Here is an 18,479-nt window from a genome sequence, read left to right on the forward strand (position 1 = left end):
GTTAACTCACTATACTTCTCTCGGAGGTCCATGACAACTATTCTAACTCAGGGGGTTAATGACCAAACATCGTTTATTCAATTAAGGCAATACCATATGAGGCGACAAAACTTTTGGGAGGTATTTGTAATGAGTAATAGTAAAGAAGGTATCAAAGAATTAAAATCTTTAGCCGCTGAAGATGATATATGATATGGAGGTAGCCATGGAATTAGGGCAGTTGAAAGATCAATTTTATCGGATGCAGCAAGTCTTCTTTTCCACCTTCAAGAACCAGACTCAACAGAATTCACAGACTCAAACACAACAATCTCAAGATCCGGGCAACAACAATTAAATCAATTAGTTCAACATATGACTCAATTTAAGGCCCAGTCACATCAACAGCAACAACTTCAAACAATGAGTCAAAACTCACAGCAAGGCCAAGGTCAAAAACAGCAGGGTCAGCAAATGCAGCAAGGCCAACCTAGTCAAGGGTGGTTTCAATAAGAATTTTGGAAATAGAGCAGGGCGTTGCATGTAGAATCCTCTTCTTAGAATAAGTTCATATACAAAATGTATACTCCAAAGCTTTTTTTGCTTTGGAGTATACATTTTTTAAAAATTCAATGCTTAAGATAGACAAGATTTACGCGAATTCGACACTTAGAGTGTGTAATAATTAATAAATGGAGTATGTTGACGTTATAGAGCAACTAATGGCTGGCAAGTTTATTCAGAATTTTAAATAGAGGGGTGAAATGATCTATTGAGATTCCATTCATTTCTTTGCTTATACAAGGAATTCCAGAACAAGCGGCAGTTACAACTTTAGCATTTATAATTGCAAAGGTCCCTATAAAGTGGGATAGAATTTTTATTATTGGTACATGTTTAGCTTTTAGTGCTTATACAGTAAGATTGTGTCCTATCCCTTTTGGAATTCATACTATCTTGGTAATGTTTTTATTATTTATGTGTCTAACTAAACTAAGTAAAAGGGATGTTAGCCTATCCTTTATGGCAAGTGTTTTAAGCTACTTAATTTTAGCTATATTTGAGTGTGCTTGCTTATCATTGTTTTTGGGCGTTTTTAATATAACACCCAAAATTTTTCTTACAAACATAGTTGTAAGAATTGGAATAGGAGAAATACACGTCCTTCTTTTATTTAGCGCAGCTTTAGTTTTGAATAAATCATACATTAAACGAGTTACTCGAACTGCTAAGAGGGAAGGCTTTTAGCGTAAGTTCCTTGCTTATGGAAAAGGTGCCAATTATGTTTCACTAGGTCCTATTTATTCATGCAATGTGGGAGAGGGGGTTAATTCATAGATATTCCATTTATTGCATTTCTCGTACAAGGTATACCAGAAGTAATCGCAGTAGTCACTTTAGCTTTTGTAATTGCAAAGATACCCATGGGATGGAAAAAAATTATTATGCTGGGGATAGCTTTAGCATTTATTTCGTATGTTATGAGAATGTTTACCTTGCCTTTTGGGATTCATACCATTATCCAAATGATTTTTCTGTTATTAGCCTTAATTTTGTTTGGCAATGGAGATTTTAGTTTGTCCCTAATAGCAAGTCTATTAAGTATCTTAGTGTTAGTAATCATCGAATTTGTTTGTCTATCACTACTAATGCCAGTCTTTGGAGTGACTCCTGAAACACTATTTGAAAACTTAGTAATAAGGATTATGATAACAGAACCTCAAGTATTTATTATGTTTATCTTAGCCTTTTTAATAAATAAACTTATTCGAAAAGAGGTAGGATAAATGCATTTTACTGAAAACATTAGTAATAAACTTTCTGAACTAATAACACGTGAACTAAATTATAATGATGATAAGAAGGAAATTATAACATACGCAATTGAAACTGCACTGCTATTTGTCTTAGGCTCTTTTTGTCTTATACTTTTAGGATATTCTTTAAATGCTTTAATGCCCACGGTTATTGCGGCCTTTTTCGGTAGCTCATTAAGAAGAGTATCAGGAGGAGCGCACTTTGATACTCCTCTCAAGTGTTTGGCTTTTGGTACTATAGTTTATAGTTTCTTGGGGGTTTCAACTAAAAAAGTTGTGGAATATGATTTAACTAATAGGCAAATTCTAATTTTTCTTTTGTTAATTTCATTGTTAACAGTAGTTTTCTTAGCTCCTGTAGACAGTGAATCAAAGCCGATTAAGTCCACTAGTTTTAAATATAGATTGAAGATTTTTTCTATCCTTTTTGTAATTATCTCCTTTTTAGTAGTTGCTTTAGTAGACTCTGAATTGGTAATTGTTAGTGCAGTATTAGGTGTGGTTTATCAAAGCATCACCTTACTGCCTGTTTTTAATAAGTGAGGAGGTGAGTAATTATTTTATGAAAAAATATGTTTTCTCCATAGTTGCTTCGCTATTAATGATTTTAGCTAGTGCGTCCTCCGTCTTTGCGTGCACATTTTGGGCATATCAACCAAAAACTCCGAAATCATTGCAAAGATAAATGGAAGGTTTAGAACCTGGAGTAATCACATTTCGTAGCTAACAATATTAAAAGCTGGGATGGATATTCCCAGCTTTTAATATTTTGGCAAAACTCTTTGGAAACTTTTTTATTTGGACAGCTGGAGGATAAATTTGATGGTTTTTAATTTCAAATATATTTATAAAAGGCAATCTATAATTCAATTGACTTTATTTAAAGTTATATTTAGCATTTTTGCCTTTCTAATTTTGTTTATATTTTTTTATGGGCAAAGTTTCTGGGAGAAACAAGGCATAAAATTCAATTACGACTTATTATTAAATGCTTCAAGAGTTCAAACAGAAATACAATCTCGGATTTCTACTATAGAAGAGTTGAAAAGAAATGAGAGCTTAACGAAGGATGATAAAGTATTCAAAATAAATGAAATAATCCAGTCAATTATTAGTGGAAATGATAGCTATGTTATTGGTTATTATGATAAAGAATTAGATTTAGTCATTAACAATCAAACTATTGATGCTATTTCATTTGAGCAAATACGCCCTGAAATGCTATCATTGAGTGAATTCAATATCATATCAAAAAGTAACGAGGTAATTAAGGCTATCCTACCAATATATGACCAGGGAAAAATAGTAAGTTATGTATGGGCCTATGCTCAGGATGCTGATTTAGTATTGACGTCATTTAATGAATTAAGTGTAATAGTAATACTATCTTTAACTTTATCGGTATTGATTATAATTTCAATTAGAAATCATATGAAGCAGATTAAATTATATTTAGAAAAATTTTGTGCAATTATAATGAATGATAATTGTGAACATGAAAATATTATAAATAAATTACCGGAATTGAAACCTGTTTTAAATAAAATAACTTGTTTTACAGATGATTTAAAACAAGCAAACGTAGCCTTGGAAGCCTCAAAACTTAACATAATTAAAATTATGGAAGGGATTTCAGACGGGTTTTATGCCTTAGACCGCAATGTGCAGTTTACCTTTATTAACAAGGAAACACAAAAGTTTATTGGCGGGAATAATGTTGAACTTATAGGAAAAAGCATATGGGAAGTATTTCCAAAAATTAAAGGTTCTGTAACTTATGATAAGATATACGAAGCAATGTCTCAAAATGAATCAGTTCATTGGGAAGCAGAAGGCTTAGCAAACCCTGATCAAAACCATGAATTTCATGCTTACCCCTATAATGAAGGTTTGACGGTATTTTTCAGAGATATTACGGAGTCGAAACGGCAGCAACAAGAACTTAACCGATTAGAAAGGCTTAATCTAATTGGCCAATTAGCAGCGGGAATCAGCCATGAAATAAGAAATCCACTAACGACTGTCAAAGGTTTTTTACAGTTTTTTGGTGCAAAATCACAATATATAAATGATAAAGAATATATGGATTTGATGATTTCTGAGATTGATCGTGCCAATACAATAATAACTGACTTTTTATCTTTGGCTAAAGAAAGCTCAGATAACATTATGCACCAGAATATTAATGAAGTTATTAGTAAAGTTCTACCTATGCTCCAAGCCGATGCTTATAACAATAATAAAGAGGTTACTGCAGATTTAAATCTGGTGCCGGACATTTTGATCAATGAGAATGAGATAAAACAACTTATTTTGAATTTGGTTCGCAATGGTTTGGAGGCCTCTGCGGAACATGGATGTGTCATGATTAGCACGTATTTAAAAGAGGATAAAGTTGTGTTAGAAATTAAGGATCAAGGCGAAGGCATTCCTCAAGAAGTACAAGCAAAAATAGGTACTCCATTTTTTACAACAAAAGACAGTGGTACAGGCCTCGGGCTGGCAATATCTATCGGTATTGCTCAAAGACATGGAGCCGGTTTCGAATTTAAAACAGGGAGCAGTGGGACGATTTTTTATACTACTTTTCCTTCTTAAAAAGTAGTTAGTTATGTCCAATAGTGATTATAATATCATTTGAGCATCAAGGTATATCGAAGAGCTCTCTCAGCTCACTTTCTGTTAGCTTGGAAAGCATGGTTTCTCCAGGCTGAATAACTGAATCAACCAGCTTCTTTTTCCTTGCTTGTAAGACGTTGATTTTTTCTTCGATGGTTCCTTGGGTAATAAGTTTGATCACTTGAACAGCGTTATTTTGGCCGATGCGGTGAGCTCGATCTGTAGCTTGATCTTCAACAGCGGGATTCCACCATGGGTCGTAGTGAATAACCATGTCCGCCCCAGTCAGGTTTAATCCTGTGCCGCCGGCTTTTAAGGAAATTAGAAAGACCTTGCCTTGATTGGAATTAAATAAATTGGCCATGTTCAAACGTTCAACGGCTTTAGTAGAACCCGAAAGATAGAAATGCTCGATATTCTCGGAAATGAGATGGCTTTGAATAATATCTAACATGGTTGTAAACTGAGAGAATATTAAAATGCGGTGGCCGCTGTCTAAAGCATCCGTGAGGATTTCCTGCAAAAGCAACATCTTACCGCTTTCACCAGTGTAATTTTCAATGAACATTGAAGGATGACAGCAAATTTGTCTAAGCCTGGTCAGGGCTGCCAGAATCTTCATGTGACTTTTGTTAAAACCCACTGTGGCAATTTCTTGGGCTATTTTGCTTTTTGCTTCTTGTAAATAAGCAACATATAGCTTTTTTTGTTCTTCTGTCAAGGGAGCATTTAGTTGGGTTTCGATCTTGTCAGGGAGCTCTTTTAGTACGTCCTTTTTTAGACGTCGTAAAATAAAGGGATTAACATGCCGACTTAATTCTGTAATAACGGCAGGGTTCTCGCCCTTGATAATTGGAATTTCATATTGCTTTCTAAATTCTTGGAGAGTAAGGAGATATCCCGGCATTACGAAATTGAAGAGGGACCAGAGTTCGGAAAGAGCGTTTTCAATGGGTGTTCCTGTTAAAGCGAAATACCCTTTAGCTTGAATTTGTTGAGTTGATTTAGCGTTGAGTGTTTGAGGATTTTTAGTATGTTGCGCCTCATCTAAGAAGCAGTATGAAAACTCAATCTTAGCAAATTCATCAATGTCTCGCCGCAGTATGGGGTAGGAAGTAACCACCAAGTCCCAATGGGTTTCTAAATTCTTTAATAGAGCCTGTCTTTCTTGGGGAGTACCTTCTACGACTTGCACTCGCAGGGCGGGAGTGAATTTCTTTGCTTCTTCTTGCCAATTATAGATTAAAGAGGTGGGGGCGATGACAAGTGCCGGTCCTTTGGAGGTTGGTTTTTCTGACAAAATAAATGAGAGGACCTGCAGGGTCTTTCCTAACCCCATATCATCAGCCAAGATGCCGCCTAATCCAAATGAGGCTAAAGTCTTCAACCACTTGAAACCGGTCTTCTGATAATCTCTTAAGATATTTTGTAGTTCTTCAGGGATTTCAAACTCTCCATCTTGGGGTTCGAGGATGCTTTGCACCAATTGCTTGAAGGCTTTATTGCGCTGTACTCCCGGAAGGTTAGCCTGACGTAAAAAACTGTCTATGTACATTGCTCGGTATTTGGGTAAATTGAGCAGTTTCTTGTTTAGATCATCAGCACCAAGGTTTAAGTTATCTAAGAGTTCAGCAACCGTCGTTAATTCTGGCTGATTCAAGTCGAGGAATGAACCGTCACGAAGGCGATGATATTTTTTCTTTAAATGGAGGGAATCGAAAATGTTAGCCAACTCGTCTTGGGGGATATCATTATATTGGAAGGAGATTTCCAGTATGTCTAAAGTTTCATCTAGCCGAACATGACCAGAAAAAGTGGTTGCAGTACGTATTTTCAGCTTAAATTGATCAGAATAGTATAGTTCTGCCAGGTCCCGAAGTTGAGGAAGCCAGTTGACGGTAAATTCAAAGATTTTTTCATCCTCTTCAAGGTGGATGCTTCCTTTAGAGACTGTGAAATCAGCATGTTCGAGAATACTTAAAATTCTACGTTCTTTTTCTGCAGAACGAATAAGAATGACATCATTGGCATCGAAATCATTGACGGTTTCTCGAGTTGAAGCAAATGGGTTTATGATGGTATTCCCATAGTGGAATTCTAAGCGGGCTGTAATACCTATATCTAATGCGCGATCAAGATAGATCTTAGCCTGTAAATCCGGATGGGCGAATTTGTCTTCAAGGAGGGGATCGATTGAAACTTGCCCCAGTTTTCCAATCAAGGGTAAGGCTTCTGAGGCGAAAAACTCTTTTTGTGCTGAGGGAATAACAATATGGGTTTTAGTCCCTTCGCGAAGTGCAGTTATAATTGGAGGGAGCAGGTCCTTCTGAGTGAGAGAGGCTTGGTAAATTTTATGTTGGTAGGCGTAATAATTGCCATCTTGCGTAAGTAGAAGGGGCACTTCGTCCGTTTCTAGGGCTAAAGAGAGATCTTGTCCTTGTAACTGTAAAGAGAATTCCATAGGTAACCCATCTCGAACAATCTGGGTAGGCTCAAGAGGACTGGATCCGATTCCCCAAAGAAACATTTTCTCCCCCAAGGCATCTAAAAACTTCGTCAGGTAATAGCCAGTTAAAGGCAATGCTTTTTGATTTAACACCGCTGTGGAATAATACGGGCCCTGCATTTCAGTTAAGGCTGTATGCTGGTCAAACATTTCCTGCAGCATAGTAATTATTGCGCGGTCTTGTTCCTTGAAGGTCTGCCTTGCAGGTTCAAAAGTAAATTGCTTGCCAAACTCCAGTGATTGTCCTGTTTTAATCGCCTTAAGTAATTGTCCAATGTCTTTAACAACATAGAGGCGTTGAAGACCCAATTTCAGTTGCAGATGAGTAGAAAGCCTGTGGTTAGGCATAGTTTGAAGTTCCACGTTCATAGTTAATTTATCCAAGAAGGTCTCCTGGGGATGATTGGCGAAGGCAGCCAGAAGGTTATTTACAACCTGGTTCACAGCGATGGGAGCCGGCCAGGCAACGGGTAATTTCTGTTGGGAAGCCTTCAGTACAGCTACAACATGTTTGCATGCTCCCGGATAGTCTGTGAAGGCGGGGCAGGTGCAACGGTAAGAGCGAATCAAGCCCTCACGTTCAAAGGCAACTTGTACTACATATCGTAAACCACCTACGACTGAAGCATTAACAAGTCCTTTATCGGGTGAAAAGGTAAAATTTATCACTCTGCCTGCCATGTAATAAGAGAGGCCCTTTCTATATACACGATCATTGTCTGCAAGATCTAGAATTATTTGTTCTGTTAGAATAAAACGAGACATATAATACTCCTTTGACAGTATATTTCCGTGTGCGCGTGAAGATCAATTAAGAATATCATAGTTGATAGCTGCTCGTCTAATAAGGGAATGGAGGGAATGTGAGAAATCCAAATCCTATGATGAGGGATTTGGATTTTTTTGCATCAGCAGGTATAAGAATTACTGCTGTTAGGACTCCTGTTGCTGTAATCTTCTTGAGTTGTAAACACATGTCGAATATTGTATCATTGAAGATAGAGGAAAAAGGTACAACTGCGCAGAATCAATATAAGAATAATGAGACTGGAATTCGAAGCTTAGGGGGGGATGTTCCTTGCTTATTACCTGCGATAATAACATGCAAATGGGCTATATCTACCTAATGCCTAATGAAACCGTAGACGACTATACTCTCGAGAAAAGTGATATTGGTCTTTACTATGATGTGAACAGTCTTAACATTCCAAGGATTAAATGGCTCAGCATGGGCCAAAGTTTGAGTCAAATGCGTTTGGCCACGAAGACATATAGAGAGGCTGTTGATAAGGCGTTTCATAGTGAATATTGGAATGATCTAGATGGTGAAGGTTATATGATGGGAATCGAACTATCTTTGACCGAGGACATCTTTTTAACTCTGGTTGCACATCAGGCGTTTAAACTTTATGATACTCGTTGGCGTAATTGTGACTTTAGAGTCCTTACCTTGAATGCTCACCATGATGTTTTTAATAAAAACAATGTTATTTATCCTTTATCTGCAAAAAAAGATGCCTTTGTCATTCTAACGATTGATCCGTCAACAAAGGTTGCTAAGATTATGGCACTCATTTCTGCAAGAGATGATTTGTACCCAATTGATTACTTGCGGAATCCACTTTTTATTTTAGCAAATTCAAGTCGCTATTTTAATGAAGTTAGTATGAGGTGATCCGCTAACAAAATCCAAGAAGTTTGAACGATCCTCTTGTTATACAACTAGAATAAAATGGGGCTGAAATGAACTGAATGGTTTGTTTCAGCCCCTCACTTATTTAAAATCTTAGTCCTTTTGATAAACTATTTTTCCACTTGATATGGTCATCATGACTTTGGACATGGTGCTGAAGGGTTCATCGGTATAGATGGCGATATCAGCATCGAACCCTTCTTGAAGCTTCCCTATTTGATTGTCGCAATCCAGCAATTCCGCTGGATGGACTGTCAGGCATCTTAACGCGTCCAGTTCGGAAAGACCTTCGGAGATAGCAAGTCCTGCCACTGTCCTTAGTTGATCAATGGAATTGTACGGATGATCTGAGATTAAAGAAACTTTAACACCCGCTTCCGTTAGCTTCAACACTGAATCGTAATTTCTAGCCTTCAGCTCCATCTTGATTCGAGGTGTAAGCATAGGGCCAAATGCAACGGGAATATTTCTTTCAACTAAGTAATCAGCAACTAAATGGGCCTCTGTACCATGCTCAATCACTAACTTTTTAATTTTAAATTCTTCAGCAATTCTCACAGCAGTAACAATATCGTCTGCTCTGTGTGCGTGAGCTCGCAACGAGATATCGCCACTTAAAACAGGAATTACAGCTTCTAAGCGGATATCCCTGTAATCTAGCTTGCCTGATCTCTTTAATTCTATATAATCCTGAGCTCTCATAAATAAATCTCTTATTAACCCAGCGATACCCATTCTCGTGACAGGACATTTACCATGGACTCCATAAGTTGCCATTGGATTTTCACCCAGTGAGATTTTGAGACCGGCCGGACTTCTTACTATCATCTGGTCAATAATGTTACCATGGGTTTTAATAACTAAGTTTACTCCACCTATGGCGTTATTACTTCCTGGACCAGTCATCACCGTTGTAACTCCTGCGCGAATTGCATCCCAAAACGCTATGTCCTGTGGGTTAATGGCATCAAGTCCTCGTAAATGAGGGGTAACAGAGTCAGATGTCTCATTGTTATCGACTCCTATATTACCGGTAGCCTCCTCGATGATGCCTAAATGTGTATGGCAATCGATTAATCCTGGCAGTACATAACGTTCTCCAATCTCGTATATTTTACAATCTGAAGGAGGATTCTCGATAGTTTGAGAGATCTGGCTAATGATTCCGTTTTCAATTAAAATATCTTGAAGTGTTTTTTTACCGGTTTCTTGGCATATTGTCAGGCAATTTTTTAATAGAAGGGTATCCATTTAACACCTCACCGTTCTTTAGCTATACGTGGAAAAAGTCGATTCACGTACTTAAACACTAACATAATAGTTATATCCTAAACTTCAAATAAAAATTAAGAAGATTAATCGCTCTGTCTGCTCTTATAAAAATTAAATCAAATGCCAATATATATCAATCTAATTCTTTAACCTAAACTTTACCCAGTGATAATTCCTTTTTAACAATCACCTTATATAATAGGTTACACAGAGATTTAAGGGAAAATTATAGAAAGGTAATGAGGTGTAAAAATGGAACTGTTAGTTGATTTGCATACCCATACCATTGCCAGCGGACATGCGTACAGTACAGTAACAGAAAATGCATTGGCAGCTTCACATCGAGGGATCAAATTGTTGGGAATGACAGACCATGGCCCAAAAATGCCAGGTGCTCCTCACCTTTTTCATTTTGACAACTTATCAATCCTTCCGGATGAGCTATTCGGAGTTGAAATTTTACCTGGTGTTGAAGCCAATATCACGAACTATGAAGGCGAGTTAGATATGCCGTTGAGATATCTAGAGCAATTGAAGCTTATCCTCGTAGGGTTGCATCCGATCTGTTATCCTGGTGGGACATGCGAACAAAATACTCAAGCTTATCTCAAGGCAATGTTAAATCCCTATACAGATATAATGGTTCATCCAGGGCGACCGGATTTTGAGATGGATCTAGAAAAAATCGCACACGCTTCTGCCTTTTTGAATGTCCCCGTCGAGGTTAATAACAGTTCACTTGCAACGATTAGCGGAAAGGGCAAAGCAAGGATAAATTGCAACTCTATTGCCCGCTACATGGCAAAGTATAAAGGTCCGGTGATTTTGGGAAGTGATGCTCACTTTTGGGATCGAGTCGGCGAGTTTAGTGAAGCGTTAGAGTTGGTGAGGGAGACCGGGATTTCTGAACAGCAGATTCTTAACACATCGCCCGAGCGAGTTCTTGATTATTTAGTTGAACGACGTAAACGTCGTACAGAATTCAACCCAATATCTCTGAAGTACAGGTTGAGTATTGCCTAAGGTTAATTAACTGCCAAGTGGAGAAGTCATCGATGTTATTATACATCTGATGGCTTTCTTTGGTTTATGTCGGGATATTTACAGTAATACTTAGCCTTGCATTGTATCGCAAATATGTTCAAATATCCCTAGAAGTGGATCATAGACTAGTTTTAGCGTATAATTGGTACAATCGGTGCAGGGGATTTAATGGAACCCATTAAATTCTGAGAGTTTTGAAGGAATGTGCTGAGTTTCGACGAATTATGATAGTGCAGAAATAAGAAATACAGAAGAGAGGTTCGAATAATTTTATGTTAACTGTGGAGAAAATCGGTGGAACATCTATGTTGCAATTTCAAAATGTACTCAAGGATATAATCAGCTACCCAAGTTCAGATGGTTTTCGTTATGGAAGAGTATTCGTCGTCTCGGCGTATGCAGGGGTAACTAATATGCTTCTCGAAGATAAAAAGACCAAAGCACCGGGAGTTTATCAACGATTTGTCAAGGGCGAAGATTATGAATCAGCTATGGATGACTTGTTAGGTATGGCCTTGGATATCAATGAAGCTTTTACTAAACTAGGCCTGGATTCTAAAGTGTGTCGAGATTTTTTAGTAGAACGAGTTGTGCAAACGAAGGCATATCTTAATAGTATGGAAGACATTGTTGCTTCCGGTTATGTGGGACGAGACAGTATCTATTCTGCCGCGCGAGAGTTACTGGCATCGATAGGAGAGGCGCATTCCGCTTTCAATACGGTGAATATTCTTCGTAATAATGGAATTCTCGCTGAGTTGGTTGACCTAACAGGTTTCCGAGATTCTAAACAACTCTCAATTAGTGAACGTATTGAAAAGTCTTTCAAGAACGTAAATCCTCATGAAGCGATCATTGTGGCAACTGGTTATACAAAAGGGATCGAGGGAATTATGCGAGAATACGAAAGGGGATACTCTGAAATAACCTTTTCAAAGATCGCAACCCATCTTCATGCAGATGAAGCAATTATCCATAAAGAATATCATTTATCATCAGCTGATCCGAAAATAGTGGGTGTCGATAAAGCTATTCCAGTAGGCAGAACAAATTATGATGTTGCAGACCAACTTGCTGATATAGGCATGGAAGCCATTCATCCTAATGCGTCTAAACCATTAGAAATGGCTGAAATAAACCTTCGCATTAAGAATACCTTTGAACCTAACCACCCTGGAACAGTTATTTCAAATGATTATATTGGTCCCCAGGCGAAGATCGAAATTATCGCCGGTTCGGATAAAATAGTTATCTTAGAAATTCACGATACATCTATGGTGGGTGAAACCGGATTCGATCTGGAAATTATGAAGAAGTTCAAAAAGTATAATATTAGCTATATCATGAAAACCACAAATGCTAATAGCATTTCCCTCGTAATATGGCAGACAGATCTTGCTGAATCCTTAGTAGCCGAATTAGAAGCTGAGTATCGAACGGTTACAGTCCAGGAAGCTGCGATTGTTTGTTGTATCGGCTCAAATATTGCTATGCCTCGGATTTTAGCCAGAGCCGCTAATGCCTTGGCTAAGAATAATATTAACATTAAATGTGTGTCCCAGTCTCTTCGCCAGGTTAACATGCAATTTGTCATTGATCGGGCAATGTATTCAAAAGCAATAATCTGTTTAAATGAAGATTTATGTTGGGCGAATCATAAGTAATTGGAGGATTCGGGTTATGTCTGTAGAAGCAGTAGCTGCTTTTTTAGAGCAGAACAAAAAAGATATTAAGATATTAAAGTTTCAGGATACAAGTACTGTAGCAAAGGCGGCGGATGCTTTGGGAGTGACTCCGGGAGAAATCGCTAAGTCATTGCTATTTAAAGTGAAAGACGAGTTTATAATGATCCTAATGGCCGGAGATAAGCGGCTTGATAATAGAAAGTTCAAAGAAATTTTTCATACTAAGGCAAAGATGCCCGAAGCGGAGGAAGTATCTGAGGCAACCGGGCATCCTGTAGGCGGGGTTTGTCCGTTTGGGTTGAAACATCCCATACCTATTTATCTGGATCATTCACTGCAATCTTATGCCCAAGTTTTTCCGGCTGCCGGTGCTTCAAATACAGCTATAAAGTTAACCGTGGAAGAATTAGAAGAATTGACAAAGGCTCAATGGGTGGATGTGATTCAATCTTAATAGTCAGCGTTGTTTAAAGATAATTAAGTGGGCTAAAGGATATCGGCAGTAAGGGATTTATACAGCAGAGAACCTAAGGTTAGGTTCTCTTTGCGTTTTATGATAAGACTGCGGTATGGTTTAAAGTGGAATGGTAAAGCAATGTAATTTGACCATTTCTGCAATAAGGACTATTATTTAAAGATAGTAAAGTAGAATTGATAATCGGAAGGACAAAAAATGAATTTGATTTTACCAAGAAAAGAACAGGGTCTAAGACATTACTTAACTAATAGATATTGGGTCATAGTTATTGCCCTTTTTTGCGCTGTTCTTTGGGGGAGTGCCTTTCCAGTTTTAAAAGTAAGCTATTTAGAACTCGGTATACTGCCGGATGATCGTTCTGCTATTATAGTATTCGCTGGAATACGCTTCTTTTTGGCCGCTATTTTGATTTTTCTTTTAACTGTGGTGGGATTTCGGCAGTCCCTAAAGGTAAGGGGAACAATCTTACCTCAACTTTTTTTATTGGGTATACTGCAAATTAGTTTACAATACTTTTTTTTCTATAATGGATTAGCTCACACCTCCGGGATGAAAGCCGCAATTTTATCTTCGTCAAGTACTTTTTTTGTTGTGGTTTTAGCCCACTTCGCTTATTGTAATGATCGATTAGATTTTCGCAAAGTATTGGGTTTAATCGCTGGTTTTGTGGGGATTATCTTGATTAATTCAGGTCAAGACTTTACTCTGAATTTCTCATGGCAAGGCGAAGGATTCATGATCTTATCCGGCCTTGTGAGCGCTTTAGGAACCATCTTAGCAAAACGGATTTCGAAAGAGGTTCATCCCTTTGTTCTGACGGGGTGGCAAATGTTGCTAGGATCTCTGCTTCTTATTGCGGTTGGAACACCTGGGTTGAAACCTCACACTTTGGTTTTTTCCAATAAAGCTGTGATGCTCCTAGTTTATTCCGCCTTTCTTTCCGCTACCGCATTTTCTTTATGGTATGCAATTTTGAAATACAATAAGGCAGGGGAAATTAGTGTCTATAAGTTTATGACACCCGTCTCGGGAGCCATTTTGTCTGCATTATTGATACCGGGGGAAGGTTTGACAGTCAATATGTTCATGGCCTTAGCCTTAGTCGCACTTGGGCTAATCATTGTCAACTATCAGAGAAGTGTTCCCAAAGAAACACTTCTGCGTCAAGGACCCTATTAATCGAAATTCAAGATTCGAAGGCGGATTTAAAGTCCAAATAAGAAAGAGTTCTTTATTAGACGGAGCAGTTAGCTGTGTTGTTGCTTATTATGTAAAATAAGAACAAAGTGATTGTCTGAAAAGTCAATATAATGTCTTTTAGTATTTAAGCAAATTAAGGTTAAGGGAAAATCTGAGAATATGTTATTAAGACAAAAAGATGAGGAGCTATGACATGGGAAAGACACTAATATTAACAGAAAAGCCGTCAGTTGGCCGTGAAATCGCGAGAATCCTCAATTGCAATCAAAAGGGCAACGGATGCTTCATCGGCGCAAAATACGTGGTAGTATGGGCTCTAGGGCATTTAGTGACTTTAGCTGACCCGGAAATGTACGACGAGAAATATAAATCCTGGAAGATAGAGGATTTGCCGATGTTGCCTGCTAAGATGGAATTAGTCGTTATGAAAGAAACCTCTAAGCAATTTGGCGTGGTCAAAAACCTTATGAAGAGCCCGGAATTTGTGGACCTGATTATCGCGACAGATGCGGGCAGGGAAGGGGAATTGGTAGCGCGCTGGATAATAAAAAAAGCCGGATGGAGAAAACCTATCAAAAGACTGTGGATTTCTTCCTTAACTGAACGGGCCATCAAAGAGGGGTTTTATAATTTAAAACCAGGTAAAGAGTACGAGTCTTTATACGCCGCCGCAGAATGTCGTGCAGAAGCAGACTGGTTAGTCGGTTTGAACGTCACCAGAGCGTTGACTTGTAAATATAATGCTCAGCTTTCCGCGGGGAGGGTGCAAACTCCTACCTTGGCGATGATAGTTGAACGAGAGAATGAAATCAAACAGTTTGTTCCTAAAGATTTTTGGTCGATTAACGTCTTAACAAATGGCTTTACACTTCGCTGGCAAGATCAAAGTGGTCAAACCCGAATTTTTGATAAGAATAAAGCAGAGGCGTTGCTGGCAAAAGTGTCTGGAAAAACCGGAGAAGCGGTCGAGGTTAAAAAAGAAGGGAAAAAAGAACTTCCTCCCCTGGCCTATGATCTAACGGAACTTCAACGGGATGCCAATCGCAAATATGGTTTTTCAGCCAAGACTACCTCCTCGGTGATGCAACAATTATACGAAAATCATAAATTAGTGACCTATCCACGCACAGATTCTCGCCATATTAGTGAAGATATGGTATCCACCTTACCTGAACGCCTAAAAAGCGTTGCTTTAGGACCTTATGTAGATTTAGCTCGAAGCATTTTACGCAACAAACTTATCATCACAAAACGCTTTGTCGATGGATCGAAGGTTTCCGATCACCACGCAATTATCCCGACAGAACAGCCCCCAACGCTGTCTAGGCTTAGTTCGGAGGAACTGAAAATTTATGATTTGATTGTTAAACGCTTTCTTGCCGTTCTTTCACCAGCGTTTGAATATGAACAAACCCTCGTTAAGGTAGCTATTAACGGGGAGTTCTTTAGCGCCAAAGGAAAAATAGTGAAACTTAAAGGGTGGCGAAAGGTATACGAAGGTCAGGGTCACTTTGATGATGAGTCAGTAAATGGAGAGGGGGAGGAAGAACAAACTCTTCCGGAAATTCGTAAGGGAGATATGTTCCAAAACCCCTCTGTTAAGTTAATGTCCGCTAAAACTAAACCGCCCGCAAGACACACTGAGGCTACACTGCTGTCAGCGATGGAACATCCGGGGAAATTAATTGGAGATTTGAAATTGCGGGAAGCGATGGACCAAAGTCATGGACTGGGAACCCCTGCAACACGTGCAGAGATCATAGAGAAACTCTTCAATTCCTTCTATATGAGCCGACAGGGCAAAGAGATCATTCCTACATCCAAAGGGATTCAGCTTATCGGTTTGGTTCCTTCAGAACTAAAGTCCCCGGTTCTGACCGCTAAGTGGGAACAGCAGTTGACAGAAATAAGCAAAGGGCGGGCTAAAAGTCAATCCTTTCTGACAGGAATAAGAGGATATGCAACACAACTTGTATTAACGGTGACAGGAAGTTCTCAAACGTTCAAGCATGATAACGTGACAAGGAACAAGTGCCCGGAGTGTGGAAAATACCTTTTGCAAGTAAAAGCTAAAAAGGGTGAGATGCTTGTCTGTCAAGATCGAGAATGCGGTTACCGAAAAGGGCTCTCTCAAATTTCAAATGCAAGGTGTCCGGAATGCCATAAAAAGATGGAGATCAAAGGCGACGGGGACAACAAACTATTCTCCTGTGTTTGTGGATATCGTGAAAAACTTTCAGCCTTTACAAAACGAAAAGAAGGTGAGAAGGGGAATCTAAATAAGCGAGATGTCAGTAAATATTTACAGAACCAACAGGATAGTGGACCGATAAATACAGCCTTGGCAGATGCCTTAGCTAAGCTAAAGAAATAGTTGCCTAAAGCCGATAATTCCCAATTAAGTGAATTATCGGCTTTGATATTTATGTATTATTACAATTTCTTCTTAGGCTAGGCCATATTGTTTAAGTTTATAGTAAAGGGTGCCACGGGATATGCCGAGAAGCTTTGCAGCGGCTGTTTTGTTGCCGTTTGTTTTTTCTAAGGTGAAGGCAATGTGTTTTACTTCCCCCGAATTTTCCCCAGTGTGGAGATTTCGTCGCATAATTTGGGAAGTTAAAATGGAGGGGGATGATGGGATGCCAGTGTTAAAGGGCGATAGATTAGAAGGAAGATACTGAGCATTCAGTATCGTACCCTCGGCCAGTATAGCCAGCCTTTCAATGACATTACGTAATTCACGGATGTTGCCAGGCCAATCATACCTCAAGAAATTAAGCATTATCTCGGGGTCAAGAGTTGGTATGGGTTTATTGTATTTGATCGTAAATTCCTGGAGAAAGGTTTGTATCAGATCGGGAATGTCTTCTGTTCGAGTGCGCAGAGGCGGTATTTCGAGGGCGATGACATTTAAACGGTAGTACAGATCTTCGCGGAATTCTCCGCTTTTAATCATCTTATCTAAGTCACGGTTGGTTGCTGCGACAATACGAGTATCAACAGTCAGCGGCTCTGTACCTCCTACGCGGTAGAAGCACTTATCTTGCAAAACTCGCAGCAGTTTTACTTGTAGCTGAGTTGGCAACTCTCCGATTTCATCTAAGAAGAGGGTGCCGCCATTGGCTAATTCCAATTTACCCGGTTTACCTTTGCGTTCGGCTCCTGTGAAGGCCCCACCCCTATATCCAAATAATTCGCTTTCAAAGAGGGCCATTGGTATAGCTCCACAATTGACTGCAATAAAAGGTTTAGAAGCCCGAAGACTATCCTTATGGATTGCTTGAGCAAAGAGCTCTTTCCCTACGCCGCTTTCTCCCGTGATCAGAATGGTAGCTTCGCTGTTAGCAACTTTACGCGCGATAGATATCGTGTGTTGGATTGAAGGGCCTTTGCCAATAATTCTGCCGAAGGGGTCATTGGAAGGGGCTGTTTTCTGTTTGAGGTCTAGCAATTGAGAACTTGCATAGGATAATTCTTCGTTGAGTCGAACCACTTGGGTTATGTCTTGTTCTGTTGATATTGCACCTACAATCTTACCCTCTACGATTACAGGGGAGGCGTTAATTTGAACATGTGTTTCGGGACGAGGTCTGTGGTAAGCCTGGCGAATAGGCCGTCCTTCGTCAAGAATTGCCAGTGTTGCTAAGGCCGTTGGTTCAAAGAAATCAGAAATAGGTTTCCCAATGATAGAGTCCTCGGTTATGGAGTACATAGTTTGGGCGTTGGAATTCCAATGGCTGACAATCCCTTCTTGAGTAACCACGGCGACTGCTTCATTAACAGTATCAAGCAGGGTATTGAAAAAAGTATTTAAAGTGTTCCAGGAGCCGAACAAACCTTTAATTAAACGAGAGGGAGTGACTACTCCTAATAGCTCTCCGTTGGCATTCATTATGACAACAGGACGTAAGCCGTTAAGATGTTCTTGGCAAAAAATGATGGTATCCATTTCTGGTTCAAGGATTAATGGGGGTACCCAGTTGAATTCATTTAACAACTGGTTTGTTGGGGTGAGTATAGCAGCTTGTTCTATGGTAAGGATCCCAATCAGCTGATTTTCAGCTTTGATGACTAAGTGATGGGTAATCGCATTTTCTAAAGCTTCACGAAGACTTTGATTGGACTGAATGATCGCTACGTTTTGATCCATTAGTAATGAAAGGGATAGAGACTTCATATTACCACT

Annotated in this window: 15 protein-coding genes; 12 read left to right on the plus strand and 3 right to left on the minus strand. The window is 39.0% G+C overall.

Annotated elements, in window-relative coordinates; all coding sequences use genetic code 11:
* The 6 genes from LJE72_RS22485 to LJE72_RS22505 form a co-directional block, all read left to right on the plus strand.
* Nucleotides 1-192: hypothetical protein (locus LJE72_RS22485; protein WP_229250212.1), on the plus strand; the 192-nt coding region annotated here is incomplete at its 5' end.
* Nucleotides 193-205: 13 nt separating this feature from the next.
* Entirely contained in the window at nt 206-337 is a 132-nt protein-coding gene (locus tag LJE72_RS26410) for a hypothetical protein (RefSeq protein ID WP_282437948.1), read from the plus strand.
* A 1,087-nt stretch (nt 338-1,424) separates the two neighbouring features.
* Nucleotides 1,425-1,766 carry a hypothetical protein gene (locus tag LJE72_RS22490; RefSeq protein WP_229250213.1) on the plus strand — a complete coding sequence of 114 codons (342 nt, stop codon included), beginning with the start codon at nt 1,425-1,427 and terminating at the stop codon, nt 1,764-1,766.
* Complete coding sequence (locus LJE72_RS22495) at nt 1,767-2,339, plus strand: accessory gene regulator ArgB-like protein (protein ID WP_229250214.1); 573 nt, start codon at nt 1,767-1,769, stop codon at nt 2,337-2,339. It begins immediately after the preceding gene.
* A 19-nt stretch (nt 2,340-2,358) separates the two neighbouring features.
* Entirely contained in the window at nt 2,359-2,481 is a 123-nt protein-coding gene (locus tag LJE72_RS22500; RefSeq protein WP_073031268.1) for a cyclic lactone autoinducer peptide, read from the plus strand.
* 137 nt (nt 2,482-2,618) lie between these two features.
* Nucleotides 2,619-4,394, plus strand: a complete 1,776-nt coding sequence (locus LJE72_RS22505) for a two-component system sensor histidine kinase NtrB (protein ID WP_229250235.1) — start codon at nt 2,619-2,621, stop codon at nt 4,392-4,394.
* A 46-nt stretch (nt 4,395-4,440) separates the two neighbouring features.
* Here LJE72_RS22505 and LJE72_RS22510 read toward each other — a convergent pair whose 3' ends face one another.
* Nucleotides 4,441-7,686, minus strand: coding sequence for a DEAD/DEAH box helicase (locus tag LJE72_RS22510; protein ID WP_229250215.1), 3,246 nt, complete (start codon nt 7,684-7,686; stop codon nt 4,441-4,443).
* Between the two features lie 313 nt (nt 7,687-7,999).
* Here LJE72_RS22510 and LJE72_RS22515 point away from each other — a divergent pair, with 313 nt between their 5' ends.
* Nucleotides 8,000-8,596, plus strand: coding sequence for a hypothetical protein (locus LJE72_RS22515; RefSeq protein WP_229250216.1), 597 nt, complete (start codon nt 8,000-8,002; stop codon nt 8,594-8,596).
* Nucleotides 8,597-8,707: 111 nt separating this feature from the next.
* Here LJE72_RS22515 and LJE72_RS22520 read toward each other — a convergent pair whose 3' ends face one another.
* The gene (locus LJE72_RS22520; RefSeq protein ID WP_229250217.1) at nt 8,708-9,865 is read right to left on the minus strand and encodes an amidohydrolase; all 1,158 of its coding nucleotides are present in this window, start codon (nt 9,863-9,865) and stop codon (nt 8,708-8,710) included.
* Between the two features lie 273 nt (nt 9,866-10,138).
* Here LJE72_RS22520 and LJE72_RS22525 point away from each other — a divergent pair, with 273 nt between their 5' ends.
* The 5 genes from LJE72_RS22525 to LJE72_RS22545 all read left to right on the plus strand — a co-directional run bounded on the left by LJE72_RS22525 (nt 10,139) and on the right by LJE72_RS22545 (nt 16,667).
* Nucleotides 10,139-10,909 (plus strand): phosphatase, encoded by a 771-nt coding sequence (locus LJE72_RS22525; RefSeq protein ID WP_229250218.1) that lies wholly within the window; start codon nt 10,139-10,141, stop codon nt 10,907-10,909.
* A 293-nt stretch (nt 10,910-11,202) separates the two neighbouring features.
* Nucleotides 11,203-12,594 carry an aspartate kinase gene (locus LJE72_RS22530; protein WP_229250219.1) on the plus strand — a complete coding sequence of 464 codons (1,392 nt, stop codon included), beginning with the start codon at nt 11,203-11,205 and terminating at the stop codon, nt 12,592-12,594.
* Nucleotides 12,595-12,610: 16 nt separating this feature from the next.
* Complete coding sequence (locus tag LJE72_RS22535) at nt 12,611-13,069, plus strand: YbaK/EbsC family protein (protein WP_229250220.1); 459 nt, start codon at nt 12,611-12,613, stop codon at nt 13,067-13,069.
* Nucleotides 13,070-13,288: 219 nt separating this feature from the next.
* Entirely contained in the window at nt 13,289-14,272 is a 984-nt protein-coding gene (locus LJE72_RS22540; protein ID WP_229250221.1) for a DMT family transporter, read from the plus strand.
* Nucleotides 14,273-14,486: 214 nt separating this feature from the next.
* Nucleotides 14,487-16,667, plus strand: coding sequence for a DNA topoisomerase III (locus tag LJE72_RS22545; protein ID WP_229250222.1), 2,181 nt, complete (start codon nt 14,487-14,489; stop codon nt 16,665-16,667).
* A 72-nt stretch (nt 16,668-16,739) separates the two neighbouring features.
* Here LJE72_RS22545 and LJE72_RS22550 read toward each other — a convergent pair whose 3' ends face one another.
* A complete protein-coding gene (locus tag LJE72_RS22550) occupies nt 16,740-18,470 on the minus strand; it encodes a sigma 54-interacting transcriptional regulator (protein WP_229250223.1) in 1,731 nt (576 codons plus the stop codon).
* Nucleotides 18,471-18,479 lie beyond the last annotated feature (9 nt).

This window comes from Desulfosporosinus shakirovi (assembly GCF_020595055.1).
Classification (GTDB): Bacteria; Bacillota; Desulfitobacteriia; order Desulfitobacteriales; family Desulfitobacteriaceae; genus Desulfosporosinus; species Desulfosporosinus shakirovi.

Bases quoted from the DNA above. Each gene is read 5' to 3' on its own strand.
- LJE72_RS26410 (WP_282437948.1), top strand. From the start codon at position 206: ATGGAATTAGGGCAGTTGAAAGATCAATTTTATCGGATGCAGCAAGTC.
- LJE72_RS22490 (WP_229250213.1), top strand. From the start codon at position 1,425: ATGCTGGGGATAGCTTTAGCATTTATTTCGTATGTTATGAGAATGTTT.
- LJE72_RS22495 (WP_229250214.1), top strand. From the start codon at position 1,767: ATGCATTTTACTGAAAACATTAGTAATAAACTTTCTGAACTAATAACA.
- LJE72_RS22500 (WP_073031268.1), top strand. From the start codon at position 2,359: ATGAAAAAATATGTTTTCTCCATAGTTGCTTCGCTATTAATGATTTTA.
- LJE72_RS22505 (WP_229250235.1), top strand. From the start codon at position 2,619: ATGGTTTTTAATTTCAAATATATTTATAAAAGGCAATCTATAATTCAA.
- LJE72_RS22510 (WP_229250215.1), bottom strand. From the start codon at position 7,686: ATGTCTCGTTTTATTCTAACAGAACAAATAATTCTAGATCTTGCAGAC.
- LJE72_RS22520 (WP_229250217.1), bottom strand. From the start codon at position 9,865: ATGGATACCCTTCTATTAAAAAATTGCCTGACAATATGCCAAGAAACC.
- LJE72_RS22525 (WP_229250218.1), top strand. From the start codon at position 10,139: ATGGAACTGTTAGTTGATTTGCATACCCATACCATTGCCAGCGGACAT.
- LJE72_RS22530 (WP_229250219.1), top strand. From the start codon at position 11,203: ATGTTAACTGTGGAGAAAATCGGTGGAACATCTATGTTGCAATTTCAA.
- LJE72_RS22535 (WP_229250220.1), top strand. From the start codon at position 12,611: ATGTCTGTAGAAGCAGTAGCTGCTTTTTTAGAGCAGAACAAAAAAGAT.
- LJE72_RS22540 (WP_229250221.1), top strand. From the start codon at position 13,289: ATGAATTTGATTTTACCAAGAAAAGAACAGGGTCTAAGACATTACTTA.
- LJE72_RS22545 (WP_229250222.1), top strand. From the start codon at position 14,487: ATGGGAAAGACACTAATATTAACAGAAAAGCCGTCAGTTGGCCGTGAA.
- LJE72_RS22550 (WP_229250223.1), bottom strand. From the start codon at position 18,470: ATGAAGTCTCTATCCCTTTCATTACTAATGGATCAAAACGTAGCGATC.